At 73.0% G+C, this 19912-nt stretch carries 20 protein-coding genes, 1 pseudogene and 1 riboswitch; of the genes and pseudogenes, 14 read left to right on the top strand and 7 right to left on the bottom strand.

Annotated features, from left to right (window positions below; translation table 11 throughout):
• Positions 1-19 precede the first annotated feature (19 nt).
• A complete protein-coding gene (locus tag G6R25_RS01295; RefSeq protein ID WP_163551328.1) occupies positions 20-583 on the bottom strand; it encodes an SWIM zinc finger family protein in 564 nt (187 codons plus the stop codon).
• 159 nt (positions 584-742) lie between these two features.
• On the opposite strand from G6R25_RS01295, the gene G6R25_RS01290 reads away from it, so the two are divergent.
• The 4 genes from G6R25_RS01290 to alr all read left to right on the top strand — a co-directional run bounded on the left by G6R25_RS01290 (position 743) and on the right by alr (position 4947).
• Positions 743-1612, top strand: a complete 870-nt coding sequence (locus G6R25_RS01290) for a PadR family transcriptional regulator (RefSeq protein ID WP_163551327.1) — start codon at positions 743-745, stop codon at positions 1610-1612.
• 168 nt (positions 1613-1780) lie between these two features.
• A complete protein-coding gene (locus G6R25_RS01285; protein ID WP_136447119.1) occupies positions 1781-2137 on the top strand; it encodes a holo-ACP synthase in 357 nt (118 codons plus the stop codon).
• A gap of 94 nt (positions 2138-2231) precedes the next feature.
• Positions 2232-3782, top strand: a complete 1551-nt coding sequence (locus G6R25_RS01280; RefSeq protein ID WP_163551326.1) for an NAD(P)H-hydrate dehydratase — start codon at positions 2232-2234, stop codon at positions 3780-3782.
• A 10-nt stretch (positions 3783-3792) separates the two neighbouring features.
• Positions 3793-4947 (top strand): alanine racemase, encoded by a 1155-nt coding sequence (gene alr, locus G6R25_RS01275; protein ID WP_163551325.1) that lies wholly within the window; start codon positions 3793-3795, stop codon positions 4945-4947.
• Between the two features lie 41 nt (positions 4948-4988).
• Here the strand turns inward: alr and G6R25_RS01270 are convergent, their stop codons facing one another.
• A complete protein-coding gene (locus tag G6R25_RS01270) occupies positions 4989-5273 on the bottom strand; it encodes a hypothetical protein (RefSeq protein ID WP_235947059.1) in 285 nt (94 codons plus the stop codon).
• A 310-nt stretch (positions 5274-5583) separates the two neighbouring features.
• Positions 5584-5669, top strand: a riboswitch (ZMP/ZTP riboswitch).
• 27 nt (positions 5670-5696) lie between these two features.
• Here G6R25_RS01270 and G6R25_RS01265 point away from each other — a divergent pair.
• The 5 genes from G6R25_RS01265 (at position 5697) to rimI (ending at position 10376) form a co-directional block, all read left to right on the top strand.
• Positions 5697-6959 carry a serine hydroxymethyltransferase gene (locus tag G6R25_RS01265; protein WP_163551324.1) on the top strand — a complete coding sequence of 421 codons (1263 nt, stop codon included), beginning with the start codon at positions 5697-5699 and terminating at the stop codon, positions 6957-6959.
• A gap of 139 nt (positions 6960-7098) precedes the next feature.
• On the top strand, positions 7099-8295 hold the full coding sequence (locus tag G6R25_RS01260; RefSeq protein WP_163551323.1) for an alpha/beta fold hydrolase: 1197 nt from the start codon (positions 7099-7101) through the stop codon (positions 8293-8295).
• Positions 8296-8386: 91 nt separating this feature from the next.
• Entirely contained in the window at positions 8387-8875 is a 489-nt protein-coding gene (tsaE, locus tag G6R25_RS01255; protein ID WP_163551322.1) for a tRNA (adenosine(37)-N6)-threonylcarbamoyltransferase complex ATPase subunit type 1 TsaE, read from the top strand.
• Positions 8876-8949: 74 nt separating this feature from the next.
• Positions 8950-9720, top strand: a complete 771-nt coding sequence (tsaB, locus tag G6R25_RS01250; protein ID WP_163551321.1) for a tRNA (adenosine(37)-N6)-threonylcarbamoyltransferase complex dimerization subunit type 1 TsaB — start codon at positions 8950-8952, stop codon at positions 9718-9720.
• A gap of 128 nt (positions 9721-9848) precedes the next feature.
• On the top strand, positions 9849-10376 hold the full coding sequence (gene rimI, locus G6R25_RS01245) for a ribosomal protein S18-alanine N-acetyltransferase (RefSeq protein WP_163551351.1): 528 nt from the start codon (positions 9849-9851) through the stop codon (positions 10374-10376).
• A gap of 52 nt (positions 10377-10428) precedes the next feature.
• Here the strand turns inward: rimI and G6R25_RS01240 are convergent.
• Positions 10429-11031: pseudogene (locus tag G6R25_RS01240) on the bottom strand (FMN-dependent NADH-azoreductase); the annotation flags it as partial.
• Positions 11032-11179: 148 nt separating this feature from the next.
• Between G6R25_RS01240 and G6R25_RS01235 the strand changes: the two are divergent.
• Positions 11180-11809 carry a MarR family winged helix-turn-helix transcriptional regulator gene (locus G6R25_RS01235; protein WP_235947055.1) on the top strand — a complete coding sequence of 210 codons (630 nt, stop codon included), beginning with the start codon at positions 11180-11182 and terminating at the stop codon, positions 11807-11809.
• A gap of 37 nt (positions 11810-11846) precedes the next feature.
• On the opposite strand, the gene G6R25_RS01230 is transcribed toward G6R25_RS01235, so the two are convergent.
• Positions 11847-12089 carry a hypothetical protein gene (locus tag G6R25_RS01230; protein ID WP_235947052.1) on the bottom strand — a complete coding sequence of 81 codons (243 nt, stop codon included), beginning with the start codon at positions 12087-12089 and terminating at the stop codon, positions 11847-11849.
• Positions 12090-12382: 293 nt separating this feature from the next.
• Between G6R25_RS01230 and groES the strand changes: the two genes are divergently transcribed.
• Both groES and groL read left to right on the top strand, forming a co-directional pair.
• Complete coding sequence (gene groES / locus G6R25_RS01225) at positions 12383-12688, top strand: co-chaperone GroES (protein WP_009740479.1); 306 nt, start codon at positions 12383-12385, stop codon at positions 12686-12688.
• Between the two features lie 127 nt (positions 12689-12815).
• Complete coding sequence (gene groL, locus G6R25_RS01220) at positions 12816-14462, top strand: chaperonin GroEL (RefSeq protein ID WP_163551318.1); 1647 nt, start codon at positions 12816-12818, stop codon at positions 14460-14462.
• A 296-nt stretch (positions 14463-14758) separates the two neighbouring features.
• Here the strand turns inward: groL and G6R25_RS01215 are convergent, their stop codons facing one another.
• Positions 14759-15091 (bottom strand): WhiB family transcriptional regulator, encoded by a 333-nt coding sequence (locus G6R25_RS01215; RefSeq protein ID WP_011602341.1) that lies wholly within the window; start codon positions 15089-15091, stop codon positions 14759-14761.
• 787 nt (positions 15092-15878) lie between these two features.
• Entirely contained in the window at positions 15879-16295 is a 417-nt protein-coding gene (locus G6R25_RS01210; protein ID WP_009740476.1) for a DUF5319 domain-containing protein, read from the bottom strand.
• A gap of 370 nt (positions 16296-16665) precedes the next feature.
• On the opposite strand from G6R25_RS01210, the gene guaB reads away from it, so the two are divergent.
• On the top strand, positions 16666-18288 hold the full coding sequence (guaB, locus tag G6R25_RS01200; protein WP_163551317.1) for an IMP dehydrogenase: 1623 nt from the start codon (positions 16666-16668) through the stop codon (positions 18286-18288).
• Here the strand turns inward: guaB and G6R25_RS01195 are convergent.
• Positions 18270-18470, bottom strand: coding sequence for a hypothetical protein (locus G6R25_RS01195; protein ID WP_163551316.1), 201 nt, complete (start codon positions 18468-18470; stop codon positions 18270-18272). The genes guaB and G6R25_RS01195 overlap by 19 nt on opposite strands.
• A gap of 126 nt (positions 18471-18596) precedes the next feature.
• Here G6R25_RS01195 and G6R25_RS01190 point away from each other — a divergent pair, with 126 nt between their 5' ends.
• Positions 18597-19727 (top strand): GuaB3 family IMP dehydrogenase-related protein, encoded by a 1131-nt coding sequence (locus G6R25_RS01190; protein ID WP_163551315.1) that lies wholly within the window; start codon positions 18597-18599, stop codon positions 19725-19727.
• Positions 19728-19912 lie beyond the last annotated feature (185 nt).

The following is a 19912-nucleotide window of genomic DNA, read 5'->3' as shown; positions in this document are numbered from 1 at the left end:
CCTGGCCGCGGGACTGCGGTCAGGGTGAGGGGGGGGCGGCGTGCTGGCGGCCGTGCCAGGCGACGGTGGCCTCCCAGAGGGCGTCGGCGACCGCCTCGCTGTCGTCCGCGGCATCGAGCAGCGTCTCCACGAGCTCGGCGCGGGGGGCGCGGCTGAGGAACACCCGCATCGCTGCGTGCACCGGGTCGTCGGTGAACAGCGAACTTTCGCCGATGATCCCGCCGTTCTCGCCGTCGCCGTCGCCGTCGGCCAGGCCCGCGGAGCCGGTGGCGACGAGGGCGACGGCGACCGCGTGGCGGCAGAACGAGCCGGTTGCGCCCTCGGGACACGTGCAGCCGGTGCGCGGCCCGTCGTCGGCCGCCTCCAGCCGGACCTCGTGAGGCCCGGCGTCGTCGACCGTGCCCGAGGCGTTGGTGGGCCGAATGCGGAGCTGCTCGACGCGGCCGAGCAGGGCCAGGTTCACCCCTTCGATGAACACGTCGGTGCCCGCGCGCTGCGCGCAGGCACGTTCCTCGAAGGCTGCTTCGAGCGGGGTGACGGCGTCCGCGTCGTGCCCGTTCTCTCCGGACACAGAAATGATCACTGGCCAATCCTACGGAATGCGAGCGCCGATCGTACCGACCAGGTCCCCCGCACTCACCGAGACCCGCTTGTCTTCCGTAGCATCGCGATATATCGCGAGTGTACGCGATAGCGTGCGGATGGCCTCCGTTGGTCATTCATGGAGACGAAAGGAAAGATCATGACATCGCAAGTGATACCAGGCCCCTGGGGTAGATGGGGGCGCGCGGCGGGGTTCGATCCCGCGAAGCTGTCGGAGTTCTTCGAGACGATGGCCGGATGGGTGGACCGCGAGGTCGGTGGCTGTGGAACGAAGGAGTCGGCGGCGCGTGACCAGACCAGCCGCACGGCGCGCGGCGGACACGGCGGAGGGCACCATGACCATGGCGGACCCGGCGAGGGCCGGCCGCGTGGGCGCCGTGGCGGTCCGGGCTGGCCGCCGTTCGCAGGCTTCCCCGGTCCCGGGTTCGGTCCGGGATTCGGCGGTCCGGGTGGTTTTGGCCGTGGGCCGCGGGTGGGCCGGGGCGACGTCCGTGAGGCGTTGCTGGCCCTGCTCGCCGAGCAGCCGATGCACGGCTATCAGATGATCCGTGAGCTGGCCGAGCGCAGTGGAGGCAGCTGGCGGCCGAGCCCTGGCTCGGTGTACCCGGTGCTGTCTCTGCTCGCCGACGAGGGGCTCGTGCGCGCGGAGGAAGCGGAGGGCAAGCGGGTCTTCCACCTCACCGACACCGGGCGGGCCCACGTCGAGTCCCGGACGGGGCAGCGCAAGCCGTGGGAGACCGTCGCGGCCAGCGACAACGACGAGCTGGCCAGCCTGCGCTCGCTGGCCTTCGCCGTAGGTGCCGCGGTGGTCCAGGTTGCCCAGGCCGGGGACGGCGCGCAGATCGCCGCCGCCCGATCCCTGCTCACCGAGACCCGCCGCAGCCTCTACCGCATCCTCGCCGGCGACGAGGGCGACCCGACCGCCGAGGAATCCGGCAGCACTGAGGAGACCGGCACCGCCGGAGAGGATGACGGCGGTGCCGCGCTGGGCTGGAATGCGAAGCACTGAACCCGGTCGGGTCCCGCCGGGCCGGAGCCACCGGCATGCCACCCCTTCGGACCTGGCGACGTCATGATCCGAAGGGGTGCGTCCGGTGGCAGCGCGGGCGGGGCGCCGCGACGAGGCTCGCGCACGGTTCGCCACGGACTGCCAGCGCCGGTATGGGACGCTTGCCCGATGGCGGTGGTGGGTGTCGGCGTCGACGTGGTAGGCGTCGACCGCTTCGCGGCGACGCTGTCACGCACGCCGGGGATCGCGATGCGCCTGTTCACCCCGGCGGAACGTGATCTGGTCCGACCGGAGCGGCTGGCCGCCCGGTTCGCGGCGAAGGAGGCCGTGGCGAAGGTGCTCGGCGCGCCGCCCGGGCTGGAGTGGCATGACGCCGAGGTCGTCCTGGGCGCGAGTGGACGGCCGTCGCTGCAGGTCCGCGGCACCGTGGCCGCCGCGGCGGCCCGGCTCGGCATCGCCTCCTGGCATCTGTCTCTCACTCATGATGGCGGGGTCGCCATCGCGATGGTCGTCGCCGAGAACTGACCGGCGACCAGCCAGCGCCTGCGCCCGCCTGTGGGATCGGCCGTCCCGGGGGTTTCTGCGGCATCGGCCGCCCGGCGCGGGGCAGCATTGCATCATGCGGAATGCGCACACGGTCGCCAAGATCCGGGACGCCGAGGCGGCGCTGCTCGCCGCCCTGCTGCCCGGTGCCCTGATGCAACGCGCGGTGTACGGGCTGGTAGCCCACGTCGCCCGCCGGCTCGGCCGGGTGTACGGCGCCCGGATCGTCGTCCTTGCCGGGGGCGGTGACAACGGCGGTGACGCCCTGTGGGCCGGCGCACGCCTGGCCGAGCGCGGCGCCCGAGTCGACGCGATCGCGCCCGGCCGCACCCACCCCGAGGGCACCGCGGCTCTGCTGGCCGCCGGTGGCAGGCTGCACGGTCCCGCGCCGGCCCTCGACGACGAGACGTTGCGCAGGCTGTTCGACCAGGCTGAGCTCGTCCTGGACGGGTTGCTCGGCATCGGTGGGCGCGGCGGTCTACGGGCGGACCATGCCCGGCTCGCGGCCCTCGCGCCGCCCGAGCGCACGGTGGCCGTCGACGTCCCCAGCGGCGTCGACGCGGACACCGGCGCCGTCACCGGAGCCGCCGTGCGGGCCAGCGCCACGGTCACGTTCGGCACCCACAAGCGCGGCCTGTGGCTGACGCCGGGGGCCGCCCACACCGGGCCGGTGGAACTGGTCGACATCGGGCTGGAGTTGCCCGAGCCCGACCTGCGAGCGCTCGACGACGCCGATGTCGCCGCGATGATCCCGGTGCCGGGGCCGGAATCGTCCAAGTACCGCCGGGGGGTCCTCGGCCTGGTCGCCGGCAGCGACGCCTACCCGGGCGCCGCGGTGCTCGCGGTCGGCGGGGCGCTGCGCGGCGGCGCCGGCTACCTGCGGGTCGTGACCGAGACGGGGGTAGCCAGCCGGGCGGGGGACTTCGTCCGGCGGGCGCACCCGGAGGCGGTGGTGACCGCCATCCGGGCCGGGGACCGCGCGGCCATGCTCGCCGCCGGCCGGGTCCAGGCCTGGGCGATCGGCCCGGGCCTGGACCCGGGGCCGGCGGTCCGGGAGCTGGTGGCCGGACTGCTCGGCACCGACCTGCCGGTCGTGGTCGACGCGGGCGCCCTCGACCCGCTGGCGGAGCTCCTCGCGGCCGATTCCGCGGCGCTGCGCGCCCGGGACGCGCCGGTTCTCATCACCCCGCACGAGGGCGAGTTCGGTCGGTTCACCGCGACCGCGCTGGGCTGGGATCCCGATCGCACGACGGCGGATCTCGCCGCGGACCGCCTCGCCGCCGTTCGGCGGGCCGCCGCGGCGACGGGCGCGGTGATCCTGCTCAAGGGCACCCGCACCCTGATCGTCGAACCGGTCGGGGCGGCCTGGGTGAACACGAACGGTTCCGGGTGGCTGGGGACCGCCGGCACGGGGGACGTCCTGACCGGCCTGATCGGCTCGCTGCTCGCGGCTGGGCTACCCGCCGCCGGTGCCGGGGCGGTCGGCGCCCACCTGCACGGGCGCGCCGCCGAGCGCGCCGCCGTGCCGCTCGCCGCCGGCGACCTGCCCGACCTGCTGCCCCGGGTCGTCACCGACCTGCTGGCCGCGCCGGATCGGGGCCGCCCGAGGGGCGGTCACGGCGGGTAGTGTAACCGCCATGAGCGTGCAGGCTACCGAGGCGTCGGCCGGGAGCGCACCCCGGACGTATGCCGCCGTCGAGCTCGACGCGGTCCGTGACTCGGTGGCCGCCCTCGCGGCACGCGCCGGCGACGCCGCCACCATGGCCGTCGTGAAGGCAGACGGGTACGGCCACGGCATGGTTTCCTGTGCCCGGGCGGCGCTGGACGGCGGGGCGAGCTGGCTTGGCACGGCGGTTCTGGAGGAGGCGCTGGCGCTGCGCGCGGCCGGGATCACCGCGCCGGTTCTCTGCTGGCTCGCTGCGCCCGGTGAGCGTTTCGCCGAGGCGATCGCGGCCGGCATCGACGTGTCGGCGTCCGCATCGTGGACCCTCTCGGAGATCGCCATGGCGGCGCGGCAGGCCGGCCGACCGGCCCGGGTGCACCTGAAAGCGGACACCGGTCTCGGCCGGGCCGGGGCGATGCCCGGAGACTGGCCGGGGCTGTGCGACCAGGCTGCGTCGCTGCAGGCCGAGGGCGTGATCGAGGCGTTCGGGGTGTGGAGCCACTTAGCGTTCGCGGACGCCCCAGGGCATCCGACCGTGCAGGCCCAGATCGGGGCGTTCCGGGACGCCGTCGACCTGGCTGAGAAGGCCGGGCTGGCACCGACCGTGCGGCACCTGGCCAACTCCGCGGCGACCCTGGTCAGTCCCGAGGCGCATTTCGACCTGGTGCGACCCGGAGTGTCCGTCTACGGGCTTTCGCCCGGACCGGAGGTGGGCACGCCCGCGCAGCTCGGCCTGCGACCGGCGATGTCGCTGGTCAGCCATGCCGCGCTGGTCAAGCGGGTGCCGGCCGGCACGGGTGTGTCCTACGCCCACCGCTACACCATGGCACGAGAGACGACACTCGCCCTGGTACCACTGGGCTACGCCGACGGCATCCCCCGGGCCGCCACGAACATCGGGGAGGTGCTGTTTGGCGGCCGCCGGCGGCGCATCGCCGGCACCGTCTGCATGGACCAGTTCGTCCTCGATGTCGGGGACGATTCCGTGGCCGCGGGGGACGAGGTGCTGCTCTTCGGCCCGGGTGATCGCGGGGAGCCGACCGCGGACGACTGGGCCGCGGCGCTGGGCACGATCAACTACGAGATCGTCACCCGGATTGGCGGGCGCGTCCCGCGCGTCTACGTCTGATGCCGCCTTGGCCCCGATGCCGGGCGCGGCTCCTGGCTGGATCAGCCGCAGCCGCCGGAGGAGCAGCCACCGCCGGTGGGGGTGCTGCCGCCGAGCGCGCCGCGCTCGATCCGACGGCGCATCGGACGGGCTGCGGCCTCGACCGCCTCCCGCTCGGCCTGCTCGATCTTGGAGCGGGTCGTCAGCGTCAGCATGACCGGGCCGGCGGCGGCGGCCACTGGCGCCGCCGCCGGCGCTGCGGCGGGCTCCGGCTCTGGCTCCGATTCCTCGACCATCCCGAGTGCGGCGGCCCGCGCCGGGCCGGTCAGGCCGCGACCGGCGTCCACCGGAATGTCCCTGCTCCTGTGCCACGACAGCTTCACGATTCCCGCCTCCGCAACGAAACATCCACCGCCTCGGCCGGGCTTCCCGGCCTCGCTCCACGGTTAGGCTCCTTCCCAAGGTAAGGGACGCGGCCCGGCTCGGCCCGGCCTGGCGGCCCGGATGTGATCTGGCCGTGCCGTCGGCCAGCCGACTACCGGACCGCATGGCCCGGGGCGCCACCGCCCGCAAAGCCTGCCCACCCAGGGCAGATGGTCCCGCCGCACCCCACCCGTCCGCCGCTGGCGGGGCTCGGGCAGCCTGATGGCTAGAATGTTGGGGAGTCGTGACTGGCGCACAGAGGTGGAACTGACCACCGGGGAGCGACGAGCGGATCGGTGCCGCGCGCCTGGGTGCCTCCGGCTGGATGAGACCTGCCGGAGGTCAGCATGCACAACCCACCCCTTCCCGAGCTCACCGTCGCCGATCCCGAGCTCGCCGGGCTCGTCGAGGCCGAGGCCGCCCGTCAGCACGCGTCGATCAGGCTGATCGCCTCGGAGAACTACGTTTCCACCGCGGTGCTGGAGGCGTCCGGATCCGTTCTGACCAACAAGTACTCCGAGGGGTACGTCGGCCGGCGCTACTACGAGGGCCAGCAGGTCGTCGATCCGATCGAGACGCTGGCCGTAGACCGGGCCAAGGCGCTGTTCGGTGTCGAGCACGCCAACGTCCAGCCGTACTCCGGCTCGCCGGCGAACCTGGCCGTCTACCTCGCCTTCGCCCAGCCCGGTGACACGGTCATGGGGCTGTCGCTGCCGATGGGCGGGCACCTGACACACGGCTGGAGCGTGTCGGCGACCGGAAAGTGGTTCCGTAGCGTCCGCTACGGCCTGCGCGCCGACACCGGCCGGATTGATCTGGACGAGGTGCGCGACCTCGCCCGCACCGAGCGTCCGAAGATCATTTTCTGTGGTGGGACGGCGATCCCGCGAACGATCGACTTCCCGGCCTTCGCCGAGATCGCGCGCGAGGTGGGGGCGGTGCTCGTCGCCGACATCGCACACATCGCGGGGCTGATCGCCGGGGGCGCCCACCCCTCCCCGGTCGGCCATGCCCCGGTGATCTCGACCACCACGCACAAGACGCTGCGCGGCCCGCGCGGGGCCATGCTGCTCTCGGATGCCGAGTACGCCACGGCGCTGGACAAGGCGGTGTTCCCTGGCCTGCAGGGCGGCCCGCACAACCACACCACGGCGGCCATCGCGGTCGCCCTGCGGGAGGCGGCGACGCCCGCGTTCCACGACTACGCCCACGCGATCGTGGCGAACGCCCGCGCCCTCGCCGAGGCGCTGATGGAACGCGGATTCGACCTGGTCACCGGTGGCACCGACAACCACCTCATCCTCATCGACCTCACCGGCAAGGACATCGGCGGAAAGCCGGCGGCGAAGGCACTCGACGCCGCGGGGATCGAACTGAACTACAACGCGGTGCCCTTCGACAAGCGCAAGCCGTTCGACCCCTCCGGTATCCGGCTCGGCACCGCCGCGATCACCACCCGCGGCCTGACCACGGCGCACATGCCGGTGCTCGCCGGCTGGATCGATGACGTCGTCAAGGCCGTCGGCGCCGCCGACACCGCGACGATCGGTCGCGTTCGGGAGCAGGTCACGGAGCTGGTCAGCGGTTTTCCGATGCCCGGCTTCGCCTGAGGCGTCGCGGGCCCGCACGTGTGACCACGCCCCGCCCGGCCGAGGCCGCAGCGTGGTCACACGTGCGTCACGTGAGGCCTGCTCCTGGACCGCGAGCAGTGCATCATCGGTCCAGGGCAGCCTGGAGGAGGGAGCACCGATGGTGAGGACCGTGAACCCGTTCGTGGGTTCCCGGGCGGCGAGGGCCGCCACGGGATCGGTTGGTGTGGTTGGTGCGGCCATCGCGGCCGGCCTGGTCGCCGAGCGGCGGGCGATTCGCCGCCGCCGCAACCGGCCGGACGCCGCGGCGGCGGCGCCCGAGCTGAGGCCGATCGGCGGCCGGGTCACCACGGTGATCGCGGCTGACGGTGTGCCGCTGCACGTCGAGGAGACCGGCCCGCCGGACGCGCCGCTGACGCTGGTGTTCGTGCATGGGTTCTGCGTGTCCGCCGAGTCCTGGGTCCTGCAGCAGCGGGCCCTTTCGGACCTCGGCCGGATGGTCTTCTTCGATCAGCGCGCGCACGGGCGCTCCGGGCCGTCCGAGGTCGGCAACTGCACCATCGACATGCTCATTGACGACCTGTACCGGGTGATCCGCGAACGGGTGCCCGGCGGGCCGATCATTCTCGTCGGCCACTCGATGGGGGGCATGGCGGTCCTGGGCCTGGCCGGCGCCCATCCCGAGCTCTTCGATGACCAGATCATCGGGGTGGCGCTGTTGTCGACCAGCGCGTCGGAGCTGGCCCAGGTGGTCCTGGGGCTGCCGGCTCTGGCGACGGCGGTGGTGCGCCGGGTACTGCCCGGCATCGCAGTCGGCATGCGGCACACCTCCAGCGTGCTGGAGCGGGTTCGCGGGCGGGGCAGCGACATGTCGTGGGAGGTGACCCGGCGGATCGGGTTCGGCGCCACCGACCTGCCGCCGACGGTCATCACCTTCCTCGAGACGATGGTCTCGGACACCTCGGTCGCGGTCATCGCCGCGTTCCTGCCCACCCTGCTCGACAACGATCGGATGGTCGCCGCCGCTCGACTGGCCGCGATCCCCACCGTGTTGGCCGTCGGCGATGCCGACCTGATCACCCCGGTGGCGCACAGCCGGGCGATCGCCGAGATCCTGCCCGACGCGGAGCTGGTCGTCGAGCAGGACGCCGGCCACGCCATCATGTTGGAGCGGCCCGAAGCGGTGAACGCCGCGATCCGCGGGCTGGTGCAGCGGTCCCTTGCCGAGGTCTCGCTGCCGCTGCCTCGGTCGCGGGTGGGACGTCCACCCGCCCCGGTCGGCGCCGCCGCGGACGGTGCGCCGCCGGCCGAGCGGGCGGCTGTCGCGGATCGCGACGCCGGCGGGACGGTCGTCTGACCGGCCTCGGTGGACCCGGGCGGCGGGCACCGGCGGTGCGAGCCCGCCGGGATGCCAGGCTCGGCCGGGTGGTAGCGAGGAGGCGAGGGGCGTGAACGCGGCACGGCAACGCGACGTGGTCGTCGTACCCACGGCGGAGCGGATGCGGGACTTCGGCGCCCGGTTGGGCGCGTTGCTGCGCCCCGGTGACCTGCTCGTGCTCTCCGGCCCGCTCGGCGCGGGCAAGACGGTCCTCACCCAGGGCATCGCCGCCGGGCTCGGCGTGCGCGAGACGGTCACCTCGCCGACGTTCGTGCTCGCGCGGATCTATCCGGACGGCCGGATCCCACTCGTGCACGTCGACGCCTACCGGCTCGGCGGGGTGACCGAGGTCGATTACCTCGACCTCGATGCCGACGCCGAGACCTCGGTGACCGTCGTCGAGTGGGGCGCCAGGCTGGTGGAGGGGCTCGTCCAGGACCATCTGGAGATCATGCTCACCCGACCCACCGCCGACGAGGCCGGCGAGACCAGGACCGTTCGCCTCGTCGCCACCGGCCCGAACTGGGCGCGACGGCTGCGCGAGCTCGCCGAGGGCTGAACGCACCGCCTGGGCCGGGCCGCGGTGGGGTGGGTACCCGTCGTGGCCGATGCGGCGGTCCGTAGTCTGGTTGGGTGCTGGTGCTGGCCCTCGACACATCCACGGCCGCCTGTGCGGTGGCGCTCGCCGAGCTGACGGCGTCCGATCCCGCGCGGCCGGTGAGCACGGCGGCCGGCGGCCCCATCGGTGGTCCTACCGGCCTCGGCGTGCACGTCTGGCCCCGGGGGAGCGTGGTAACCGTCGACGCCCGCCGTCACGGGGAGCTGCTCGCGCCGTCGATGCGGGCGGTCCTCGACGAGGCGGGCGTGCGCCCGACGGACCTTGGGGCCGTCGTGGTGGGGGCCGGTCCCGGGCCCTTCACCAGCCTGCGGGTCGGCATGGTGACCGCCGCGGCCTTCGCCGACGCGCTGGACATCCCGGTGCACGGCGTCTGCTCGCTCGACGGCATCGGCGCGGCCACGGCCGGCTCGGTCGGTGTGGTCACCGACGCCCGCCGCCGCGAGGTCTACTGGGCCCGCTACGACGCCGGGGTGCGGGTAGGTGATCCCGCGGTGGGCCGTCCGGCGCAGGTCGCCCAGACGATGCGGGAGTTCGGCGTCGAGGCTGTCACCGGCCCCGGCTGGGCGCTGTATCCGGAGCCGTTCACCGAGTTCGCCGTCGTCGTCGACGCGGGGCAGGCGCGGGAGGCGGGCCTGCCGGAGGGTGGCTACCCGCGCCCGGAGCTGCTCGTGGGCCTCGCCGGGGCGGATCTGCTGGCCGGTCGCGACCCGAGCGTTCTGGTCCCGCTCTACCTGCGACGGCCGGACGCGACCGAACCGCACTCGCCGAAGGCCGTCAGGGTGTGACCCGGCCGGGACCGTACCCCGACGGCACCGTGCCGAACGCCGTTTCGCCGCGTGCCGCCGCGCCCACGGATCCGGATCCCGATCCGGATCAAGTCCAGGATCCTGGCCAGGACCTGGTGCTCGTCCCGATGCGCTGGTGGCACGTCGCGACCGTCGCCGAGCTGGAGCCGACCGTCTTCGCCAACGACCCCTGGACCGCGGAGCTGTTCTGGTCCGAACTGGCCCAGGGTGATCAGCGGCGCTACCTGACTGCGATGTGGCGGCCCCGGGGGGTGGCCGGACACGACCTGCCGGCGATCGTCGGCTACGCGGGGCTGGCGCTCGCCGACGACGGCGCCTACATCCAGACCGTCGGCGTCGTGCCCCGCGGCCGGGGCCGGGGCATCGGAGCCCGCCTGATGATCGCCCTGCTGCGCCACGCGTGCCAGGCCGGCGCCCGGTCCTGCGGGCTGGAGGTCCGCACCGACAATCATGCCGCTCGGGCGCTGTACAGCCGGCTTGGTTTCGTCGACATCGGCGTGCGCCGCAGCTACTACCAGCCCTCCGGCGGCGACGCCTACGTCATGCGAGCCCGACCGATCGACACGGTCGGGTACGCCGCGCTGCTCGACGAGGTCGAACGGGCGCTGCCCGGCCGGGTGCGCCTGGAGCCGTGACCACCGGCTGGCGTGGGCGCCCCCGGCCGGGGTGACTCAGGCCGCTGCCCGCGCCCGCGGCCCGGCTGCGCTCGTAGAGCTCGGTGAAGCCGGCCAGGGCCGGGTTGACCGGGGCGAGCGTCATCTCCACCCGGACCAGCTCGACGTCGGTCGCCCCGAGCGACTCGAGGACGTGGGCGATGAAGGGGAGCTGGTGGTCCCAGCCCTCCTTGGGGATGCCCACCGCGTACGAACCGCCCTGGGTGGCGATGACGGTGACGCGGCGACCGGTGAGCACCGACTCCTCCGGGGGCTGACGCACGGTGCGCCCGACCAGGATTACCTGGTCCACCCACGCCTTGAACGTGGACGGCACCGAGTAGTTGTACATCGGCAGCGACAGCAGGAGCTCGTCGGCCGTCTCCAGCTCGGTGATCAGTTCCTCGCGCAGCTTGACGCCCTCGCTCTGCTCCGGGGTGTGCTGTTCGAGCGGGGTGAAGCCCGCGGACAGGGTGGCCCAGTCGAGGTGCGGCGGGGGCGTCAGGGCGAGATCGCGGTAGGTGGCGGTGCCTTCGGGGTGGGCGGTGCTCCAGGCCTCGATGAAGGTGGCGGCCAGTGAGCGGGAGGTCGAGCCCTCCTGAGCCAGGCTCGCGTCGACGTGCAGCAGGTTGGACATTGCGGGGCCTCCGTGGTTCCACAGTCGTCAGAGCTCGAGATCATCAGCATTGCGAAGATATGGGGAGAGATTATCTGATCCATATATCGTCTGTGAGTGCACCCATCTGAGGGGAGATTGCTCTGGCCGAGACGGGTAGGCTGAGCCGGTGAGCGACGCCGCAGCGGCCGCGGAGCGCGAGGCTGAAGCCGACGGCCTGCCCGAGGACCTGGGGCAGGATCTGGGCTGGCTGCTGGGCCAGGTGCAGTACGGCTACCTCGCGGCCTCCGCCGCCGCGGTCGGCGAGCTGCCGGGCGGCCTACGCGCGCTGCACGTCCTCGGCGCCGCCGTCGACGGCGAGGCGCGTAACCAGATCGAGGTGGCCCGCCGGTTCGGCATCGACCGGACGGTGATGGTGCGCATCGTCGACGATCTCGAACGGGCGGGCCTGGTCGAGCGCCATCCCGACCCGGCCGACCGGCGGGCCCGCATCATCACCGCGACCGAACAGGGCGCGCGGCTCTACGTGGCGACCCAGGAGGACCGCCGCCTCGTCGGCCAGCACGTGCTGGCCGGGCTGAAGCCGGCCGAGCGGGAGCGGTTCGTCGAGCTGCTGCGGCGGGTCGCCGCGCGCCTGCTGGCCGTCGATCCCACTCACGGCTCGGCCGCCTGCGACGCGGCCCGGCGGGAGATCGACGCGCACGAGGCCGCCGGGTGCCCGCCTGATGATGATCGCCTCCCCGGCGGCGGACCCGCTGCGGGCAGCGACAGCACGGAGCGGACGCCCGCCATCGGCTGACCGCTGGATGGTGGCGGCCCGGTGAAGGCGAGCGGGTTCAGCGGTGCGGGTGGACCTGATGGAACGGCCAGGCGTGCGGGGAACCGGCGACCAGCCCGTCGGGTGGCACGGGCAGAGGCGCCGCGGCCGGCCCGGCGTCGGGCAGCCGAAGGATCACCACGACGAGGTCACCCCCCGACTGGGCACTGTGATATACCTCACCTTCGCGGCCGCTGAGGGCGTCGATCGCCCAGTCCCGCAGGTCCGCCAGACGGCCGGGCGTCGCCCTGGCCTCCCACATCCAGATCATGCTCGGGTCCAATCCCGTGTGGCCGAAGCTGTTCGGGGCCGGTTGCGCGGCCGCGTACCGGGAGCGGGCCGGGGCGAGTTCACTCGTCCGGTGCGGCCGGGCAGGCGGCGCGCGCGCCACAGTCGTCTTGACAGATCCGAACCTTGTTGGTTGACGTGTGTGGTGCGGGTGCTAGGTTGGCACTCGGCACGTGAGAGTGCCAGCGACAACAGGCGCCTGTTCACCCGCGACGGCAGGCCGCCAGGGTCGCTCTCTCATCCAGCGCAGGAAGGGGGAGGTCGATCGTGACGACCGCCACCAAGGTTGCTATCAAGCCTCTCGAGGACCGCATCGTTGTGCAGCCCTCCGACGCCGAGCAGACCACCGCATCCGGCATTGTGATTCCGGACACGGCGAAGGAGAAGCCCCAGGAGGGCACCGTCCTCGCAGTCGGCCCCGGTCGGTTCGAGGACGGCAAGCGCGTCCCGCTCGACGTCAAGGTCGGCGACGTGGTGCTCTACAGCAAGTACGGCGGCACCGAGGTCAAGTACTCGGGCGAGGAGTACCTCGTGCTCTCCGCTCGCGACGTCCTCGCGATCATCGAGAAGTAGGCCGCTCGCCGGTAGCAACGCAAGGGGCGCGCGCCGCTGGTGGCCGTCTGGTTTCCGCCGGGCTCACCGGCAGGGCGCGCCCCTTGCGGTTTTCCACCGCTCATCGGTGTCGGGAGGACAACCAGGTATGCCGAAGATTCTCACGTTCAACGAGGACGCCCGCCACGCGCTCGAGCACGGTGTGAACGCGCTGGCCGACGCGGTCAAGGTGACGATTGGCCCGCGTGGGCGCAACGTCGTCATCGACAAGTCCTACGGCGCGGCGACGATCACCAACGACGGGGTGACGATCGCCCGGGAGATCGAGCTGGAGGACCCGTACGAGAACCTGGGCGCCCAGCTCGCCAAGGAAGTCGCCACCAAGACCAACGACGTCGCCGGCGACGGCACCACCACGGCGACGGTGCTCGCCCAGGCGATGGTCCGCTTCGGCCTGAAGCAGGTCACCGCCGGGGCCGCGCCGCTGTCGCTGAAGCTGGGCATCGAGGCCGCCGTCGAGGCTGTCTCCGCCGCGCTGCTGGAGCAGGCTCTCGAGGTCGGCTCCAAGCAGACGATCGCCCAGGTCGCCGCCATCTCCGCCCAGGACACCCAGGTCGGGGAGCTGATCGCCGAGGCGATCGACAAGATCGGCAAGGACGGTGTCATCACGGTCGAGGAGAGCCAGACCATCGGTCTGGACCTCGAACTGACCGAGGGGATGCAGTTCGACAAGGGCTACATCTCGCCGTACTTCGTCACGGACGCCGACCGTCAGGAGGCCGTCCTCGAGGACGCGTACATCCTGCTCTACCCGGGCAAGATCGCGGCGCTGAACGAGATCCTGCCCGTCCTCGAGCAGGTCGTGCAGGAGCGCAAGCCGCTGCTGATCATCGCCGAGGACATCGACGGCGAGGCGCTGTCCACCCTGGTGGTGAACGCGATCCGCAAGACCTTCCAGGTCGTCGCGGTGAAGGCGCCCGGCTTCGGGGACCGCCGCGCGGCAATACTGCAGGACATCGCCGTGCTCACCGGCGGCCAGGTGGTGGCCAGCGAGGTCGGGCTCTCGCTCGACGCGGTGACCCTGGCCGACCTCGGTCGGGCCCGGCGCGTCGTGGTGGACAAGGACAACACCACCATCATCGACGGCGGCGGCGAGGCCGACTCGGTCTCCGACCGGGTGCAGCAGCTCAAGGCGGAGATCGAGGGCAGCGACTCGGACTGGGACCGCGAGAAGCTTCAGGAGCGGCTCGCCAAGCTCGCCGGCGGAGTCGCGGTCATCCGGGTGGGTGCCCACACCGAGGTGGAGCTCAAGGAGAAGAAGCACCGCCTCGAGGACGCCGTGTCCGCCACGCGGGCGGCCATCGAGGAGGGCATCGTCGCCGGCGGCGGCGCCGCCATGGCGCACGTCACCTCCGTTCTCGACGACGGCCTCGGCCGCACCGGGGACGAGCTCGCCGGCGTTCGGATCGTGCGCGCCGCCCTTGACGCCCCGCTGTCCTGGATCGCGCGCAACGCGGGCCTGGAGGGCGCGGTCACCGTCGCCAAGGTCAAGGAACTCGAGCCGCGCCACGGTTACAACGCGGCGACCGGCGAGTACACCGACCTGATCGCGGCCGGTGTCGTCGACCCGGTCAAGGTCACCCGTTCGGCGGTGGCGAACGCTGCGTCGATCGCGGCGCTGCTCATCACCACCGAGAGCCTCGTCGTCGAGAAGCCGGCGAAGCCTGAGGGCGATCACGGGCACGCCCACGCCCATGGCCATGGGCACAACCACCCGCAGGGCCCCGGTTTCTGACCGGAGCCGGTTCCGCGAGGCCCGGCCGGGCGAACTCTGGCCGGTGCCCCGCCCGCGGCATCGAAGCGGTCCGGCCGGACCCCACTCGGGGGCCCGGCCGGACCGTCTTCGTCTCCAGGGCCCTCGTCCGGCGGCACGCGGCACGGTGTCCGAGCCGGAGCAGGAGCAGCGGCCGCCGCGGGGTGCCACCCGCGACGGCTGGGCGAGACCTGGCTGCGGGCCCGCTCACCCGTCGCGGGTGATCGGCATGGCTGGGATCAGATGTCCGGCCATGTCGTCACCTGCCGCCGGGCCGCTCAGCAGGCCGGCGCGAGTCCCGGCCGGGCGGGAACGCGGCGAGCCACCCCCCGCCGCGAGCGGCCGGTCAGGATCGCCTCGCGTTCCGATTCGCTGAGTCCGCCCCAGACGCCGTAGGGCTCCCGGGCGGTCAGTGCGTACTCCCCGCAGGCGCGGATGACCGGGCAGCGGGCGCATATCGCCTTGGCTGCGGCCTCGCGGGCGGCCCGGGCAGGTCCGCGTTCGCCCTCCGGGTGGAAGAAGAGCTCGGTGCTCTCCCCGCGGCACGCGCCATGCAGCTGCCACTCCCACTTCTCCGCGCCGGGGCCTGGAAGTCGTCGAACGTCGGTCATCGGCCTGCGCCCCCCCTTTAGACCTGAGCGGCAAGTGCCGCGGGCTCACCGTAGTACCGGTCACCCTTTTGGCGATCTTGAAAAATTCACCCGGGCGGCCCCGCGTCGACGGCCGTCAGGTCCGGTGCGCCGTGCTGGCACAGCCCCGCCTGGACGCGGCGCGGGTCCACGTGCCCTCTGCCGGTTCCCGCGCCCGGTCGCCCCCTCCCGACATCCGGTGGGTGCGCCCGGTTGCCCGAGCGGGCCCCGGCTCGGCAGGGACGTCGAGTCCGCGGGTCCGGCGGACAACTTTGTGGACGATGGTTCGCCTACCCCGACGATCGCCTGGTCACACGGCCAGAGGCCGGGAGGATCGCGGGTGAACGCCGGACTCGGGGTGACGAGGGCCCGGAGCGGCGCGGCGGCACGGGGGCTCGCCGGTCCGCACCAGCATCACCGAGCACCAGCATCACCAGAATGGATCGGGCGAACCGAACGGATCCGACGATGGGGATCTCGTGGACGGGGCCGCAGGCCGGGGCGCCCCAATGGCAGAGACATGCCAATGGGGCGGGTGGTACCGGTCGCCAGCCCGGACTGTCCGGGAACGGACAGTCCGGGCTGGCCCGAAAGTCGTAGTGGCGGCGGGGGATGAGGGGGCGCGCGGCACCGGCGAGCTGCAGTGGGCAAGTGGTTCGCCGCAGGCACGCCGCCGACCACACCCCTGGCGATGGCGGGCGCGACGGGACGAGCGGAGGCAGCCACGCGACCGCGGGGCTCCGCTGCCGGCCGGGCCGCGGCCGGGCGGTCAGCGGGAGTCGGCCTCCGAAGCGGCTGACGCTTCGTACACGCCATCGGCGAAGCCGCGGGCGTATTCCCAGCTCACGTAGCACGAGGGGTCGGGGGAGAAGGCCGGCTCGTGGACGCGTGTCCGGCCCTCGTTGAGGAGGTTGCGCAGGTTGCCGGCCAGCAGCTCCCAGTCGAAGTAGTGGGGCTCGGCGCAGCCCTCGCAGTCGACGACAAGGCCGCGGTAGCCGCGCGGCTCGAGCAGCGTGCGGAAGACGTCGAGGTCTCCCAGCTCGGCGAGGACCTCCTCCCGCTCGTGCAAGGACAGCGGTTCGAGCAGGTCGAGGTCGTCGACAGAGTCGAGGCGCGCGAGCTCGGCGGCCGGATCCTCGGGGTCACCCGCGAAGGGGTCGACAGGCTCGTCGCTCACGTCGACCACGCTACGCTTGCCCGGACTGCTAAGTGGTCCCGATCCGGACTCTCGGCACCGTTGTGTGGTGCTTGTGGATGGGTCTGCGTAGGTCCGCCTTCCGTTGCTCTATCCGTGTCGCGCCGGTCGGCCGGCGCAAACCACCCGTTTCCGGCGGTCCACCGCGATCTCCGTCACGCCGCGACCGCCCATAAGCGCCGCCGACCTTTACGATGATGTGCATGCCGCCACCCGGCGACCGGCTCGCCGGCAACGGGTCGATGCCCCGTTCCGCCCGGTGGCCGGCCGGGCCGGTTGCCCACCAGGCGCCCGGCGCGGTCATGGCCGCCGGGCGAGCACCCAGCGCCGCGGCACCGGTCAACGCGGAACGGAAGGTGCCATGAACGCTCCCGTCGCCACCGATCACTCCACGTCGGCTCCCGCCACGTCGGCCCGTGCGACGTCGGCGGGCGGCTCCGTCGGCTCCCAGGCGGACCTCCTGGGAGCCGACGCGCCGGTGCCGCCGAAGCTGGCGATGCTGGGCCTGACCTTCGACGACGTCCTGTTGCTGCCCGCGGCTTCCGATCTCGTGCCCTCCGAGGCCGACACCACGACCCGGCTCTCGCGTTCCATCTCCCTTGCCGTGCCCTTGGTGTCTTCCGCCATGGACACGGTGACCGAGGCGCGAATGGCGATTGCAATGGCGCGCCAGGGCGGCGTCGGGGTGTTGCATCGCAACCTCTCGATCGACGAGCAGGCGCAGCAGGTCGACATGGTGAAGCGGTCCGAATCCGGGATGATCACCGCGCCGGTGACCTGCGGGCCGGAGGCCACCCTCGAGGACGCGAACGTGCTCATGGCGCGCTACCGCATCTCGGGTGTCCCGGTGACGGAGCCGGACGGGCGGCTCGTCGGCATCGTGACCAATCGGGACATCCGCTTCGAGCGGGACTACTCCCGCAGGGTGTCCGACGTCATGACGCGGATGCCGTTGATCACCGCGCCGGTCGGCGTGTCGCCGGAGGACGCGCTGGGGCTGCTGCACCGTCACAAGATCGAGAAGCTGCCGATCGTCGACGGCCAGGGCCGGCTGCAGGGGCTGATCACGGTCAAGGACTTCACCAAGCGTGAGCAGTACCCGCACGCCACCAAGGACGCCGACGGCCGGCTGACGGTCGGTGCCGCGATCGGGGTGGGCGAGGACGCCTACAAGCGGGCCCAGGTTCTTGTCGCGGCGGGAGTCGACTTCCTCATCGTGGACACCGCGCACGGCCACCAGCGGGCGGTGCCCGACATGGTGCGCCGGATCAAGACCGACATTCCGAACGGCGCCGACGGGCGGCCGCTGGACGTGATCGGCGGCAACGTCGCAACCGGCGCGGGTGCGGCGGCGCTTATCGCCGCGGGCGCGGACGCCATCAAGGTCGGCGTGGGTCCCGGGTCGATCTGCACCACCCGGGTGGTCTCCGGAGTCGGCGTCCCCCAGGTCACGGCGATCTACGAGGCGTCCCGGGTCGCCCGGGAGCACGGCGTGCCGGTGATCGGGGACGGCGGTCTGCAGTACTCCGGCGACATCGCGAAGGCCATCGCGGTCGGGGCGGACACGGTCATGCTGGGCAGCCTGCTCGCCGGCGTCGACGAGAGCCCGGGTGAGCTGATCTTCATCAACGGCAAGCAGTACAAGGCCTACCGCGGCATGGGGTCGCTCGCCGCGATGCGCAGCCGCGGCGGGGCCCGCTCCTACTCGAAGGACCGCTACTTCCAGGACGACGTGCTCTCCGACGACAAGCTCGTCCCGGAGGGCATCGAGGGGCAGGTGCCCTACCGCGGCTCGCTCGCGGCCGTGGCGCACCAGCTCGTCGGCGGGCTGCGGGCCGCGATGGGGTACACCGGCTCGCCGACCATCCGGCGGATGCAGGACGACGCGCAGCTGATCCGGATCACCTCCGCCGGCCTGGTCGAGAGCCACCCGCACGACATCCAGATGACCGTCGAGGCGCCGAACTACAACTCCTCGCGCTGAACCGGCGAGCGCGCCGCGCCGGGGCGGCGCAGCCCGGCTCGGGCCGGCTCGCTCGTGTCCGCGGGCGGCGGCCGCCCCTTCGGGCTGATCGTGGCACCGTGTGCACCCCGGGCCCGCTCGATGCCGCCGTGGATGCCCTCGCCTGCGGTATGCCCGCCGTCACCGCAGGCTGTCCCGGCCACCGGCCACCGGCGATCCCGGTCACCGGCATTCGGGTTTCAGCGGCCGGGTCGGCGCGGACGACCCGGAGCAGGTACGTCAGTGTCCGGCCGGCGCGAGCCCGCCGGCCGAACCAGGAGGCGCCAGCAGTGGCAGAAGTCGAGATCGGTATCGGCAAGAGCGCGCGGGTCGCGTACGGTCTCGACGCCGTCGGCATCGTCCCGTCGCGTCGTACCCGGGACCCGCAGGACGTCTCGCTGGCCTGGGAGATCGACGCCTACCGCTTCGACCTGCCGCTGGTGGCGGCTGCCGCCGACGCCGTCACCTCGCCGGCGTCGGCGATCGCGCTCGGCCGGCTCGGCGGCCTCGGCGTCCTGCATGTCGAGGGGCTGTGGACCCGGTACGACCAGCCGGAGAACCACATCGCCGAACTCGGCGAGATCGGCGCCAAGGAGGGCCATCCGGCGGCGACGGAACGGCTGCGCGCGCTGTACGAGTCCCCGGTGCGTCCGGAGCTCATCACGCAGCGTCTCGGCGAGCTGCGCGACGCCGGGGTGGTCGTCGCCGCGGCGCTGCGCCCGCAGAAGGTGCGGGCGCTCAGCCAGCACGTGCTGGCGGCCGGCGTCGACCTGTTGGTCATCCACGGCACGGCGGTCTCCGCCGAGCACCAGTCCCGCCGCAGCGAGCCCCTCAACCTCAAGCGGTTCATCGGTGAGCTGGACGTACCGGTGCTGGTCGGCGGGTGCGCGTCGTTCTCGACCGCCCTGCACCTGATGCGAACCGGCGCCGCCGGCGTCATCGTCGGCGTCGGTTCGGGCCTGGGTGACCGGACCCACGACGTGCTCGGTGTGGGAGTCCCGCTCGCCACCGCCATCGCGGACGCCGCGGGAGCCCGGATGCGCTACCTGGACGAGTCGGGCGGCCGCTACGTCCACGTCGTCGCGCACGGCGACCTGCAGACCGGCGGTGACCTCGCGAAGGCGATCGCCTGCGGCGCCGACGCGGTCATGGTGGATGCGGCGCTGGCGGCGGCGTGGGACGCGCCGGGACAGGGCGGGATGTGGCCGATGGACGTGCTGCACTCCGACCTTCCCCGTGGCCGGTGGGCACCGGTCCCCCCGACGGGCACCCTGGCGCAGATCGTCACAGGGCCCGGCGCGGCCACCGGAACGGGCCTGCTCAACCTGGCCGGCGGTCTTCGCACCGCAATGGCGACGACGGGGTACGCAACCCTCAAGGAGTTCCAGAAGGCCGAGATCATGGTGACCGCCGCATCCTGACCGGCCCGGGGTCGCTGCCGCGGGTGGTGGCCATGGCCGTCACGGCGGCGCTCGGCCGTGCGATGCGCGCCGATACCCGATTCGGACGGAACAGTCCACGGCCCGACGGTGGCGGCGGTACCCGGCCGATCCGGAGCCACGGTGGACATGGCACCCTGGGAGCGTCCGTCTCCGGCACGAAGGAC

Source organism: Candidatus Frankia alpina, from assembly GCF_902806485.1.
Taxonomy (GTDB): domain Bacteria; phylum Actinomycetota; class Actinomycetes; order Frankiales; family Frankiaceae; genus Frankia; species Frankia alpina.
The sequence above is the reverse complement of the archived record's forward strand: the minus strand, read 5'-3'. Positions and strand labels throughout refer to the sequence as shown.

Coding starts and splice junctions, on each gene's coding strand:
- G6R25_RS01290 (WP_163551327.1), top strand. CDS start 743: ATGACATCGCAAGTGATACCAGGCCCCTGGGGTAGATGGGGGCGCGCG.
- G6R25_RS01285 (WP_136447119.1), top strand. CDS start 1,781: ATGGCGGTGGTGGGTGTCGGCGTCGACGTGGTAGGCGTCGACCGCTTC.
- G6R25_RS01280 (WP_163551326.1), top strand. CDS start 2,232: ATGCGGAATGCGCACACGGTCGCCAAGATCCGGGACGCCGAGGCGGCG.
- alr (WP_163551325.1), top strand. CDS start 3,793: ATGAGCGTGCAGGCTACCGAGGCGTCGGCCGGGAGCGCACCCCGGACG.
- G6R25_RS01265 (WP_163551324.1), top strand. CDS start 5,697: ATGCACAACCCACCCCTTCCCGAGCTCACCGTCGCCGATCCCGAGCTC.
- G6R25_RS01260 (WP_163551323.1), top strand. CDS start 7,099: ATGGTGAGGACCGTGAACCCGTTCGTGGGTTCCCGGGCGGCGAGGGCC.
- rimI (WP_163551351.1), top strand. CDS start 9,849: ATGCGCTGGTGGCACGTCGCGACCGTCGCCGAGCTGGAGCCGACCGTC.
- G6R25_RS01230 (WP_235947052.1), bottom strand. CDS start 12,089: ATGTGGGAGGCCAGGGCGACGCCCGGCCGTCTGGCGGACCTGCGGGAC.
- groL (WP_163551318.1), top strand. CDS start 12,816: ATGCCGAAGATTCTCACGTTCAACGAGGACGCCCGCCACGCGCTCGAG.
- G6R25_RS01215 (WP_011602341.1), bottom strand. CDS start 15,091: ATGACCGACGTTCGACGACTTCCAGGCCCCGGCGCGGAGAAGTGGGAG.
- guaB (WP_163551317.1), top strand. CDS start 16,666: ATGAACGCTCCCGTCGCCACCGATCACTCCACGTCGGCTCCCGCCACG.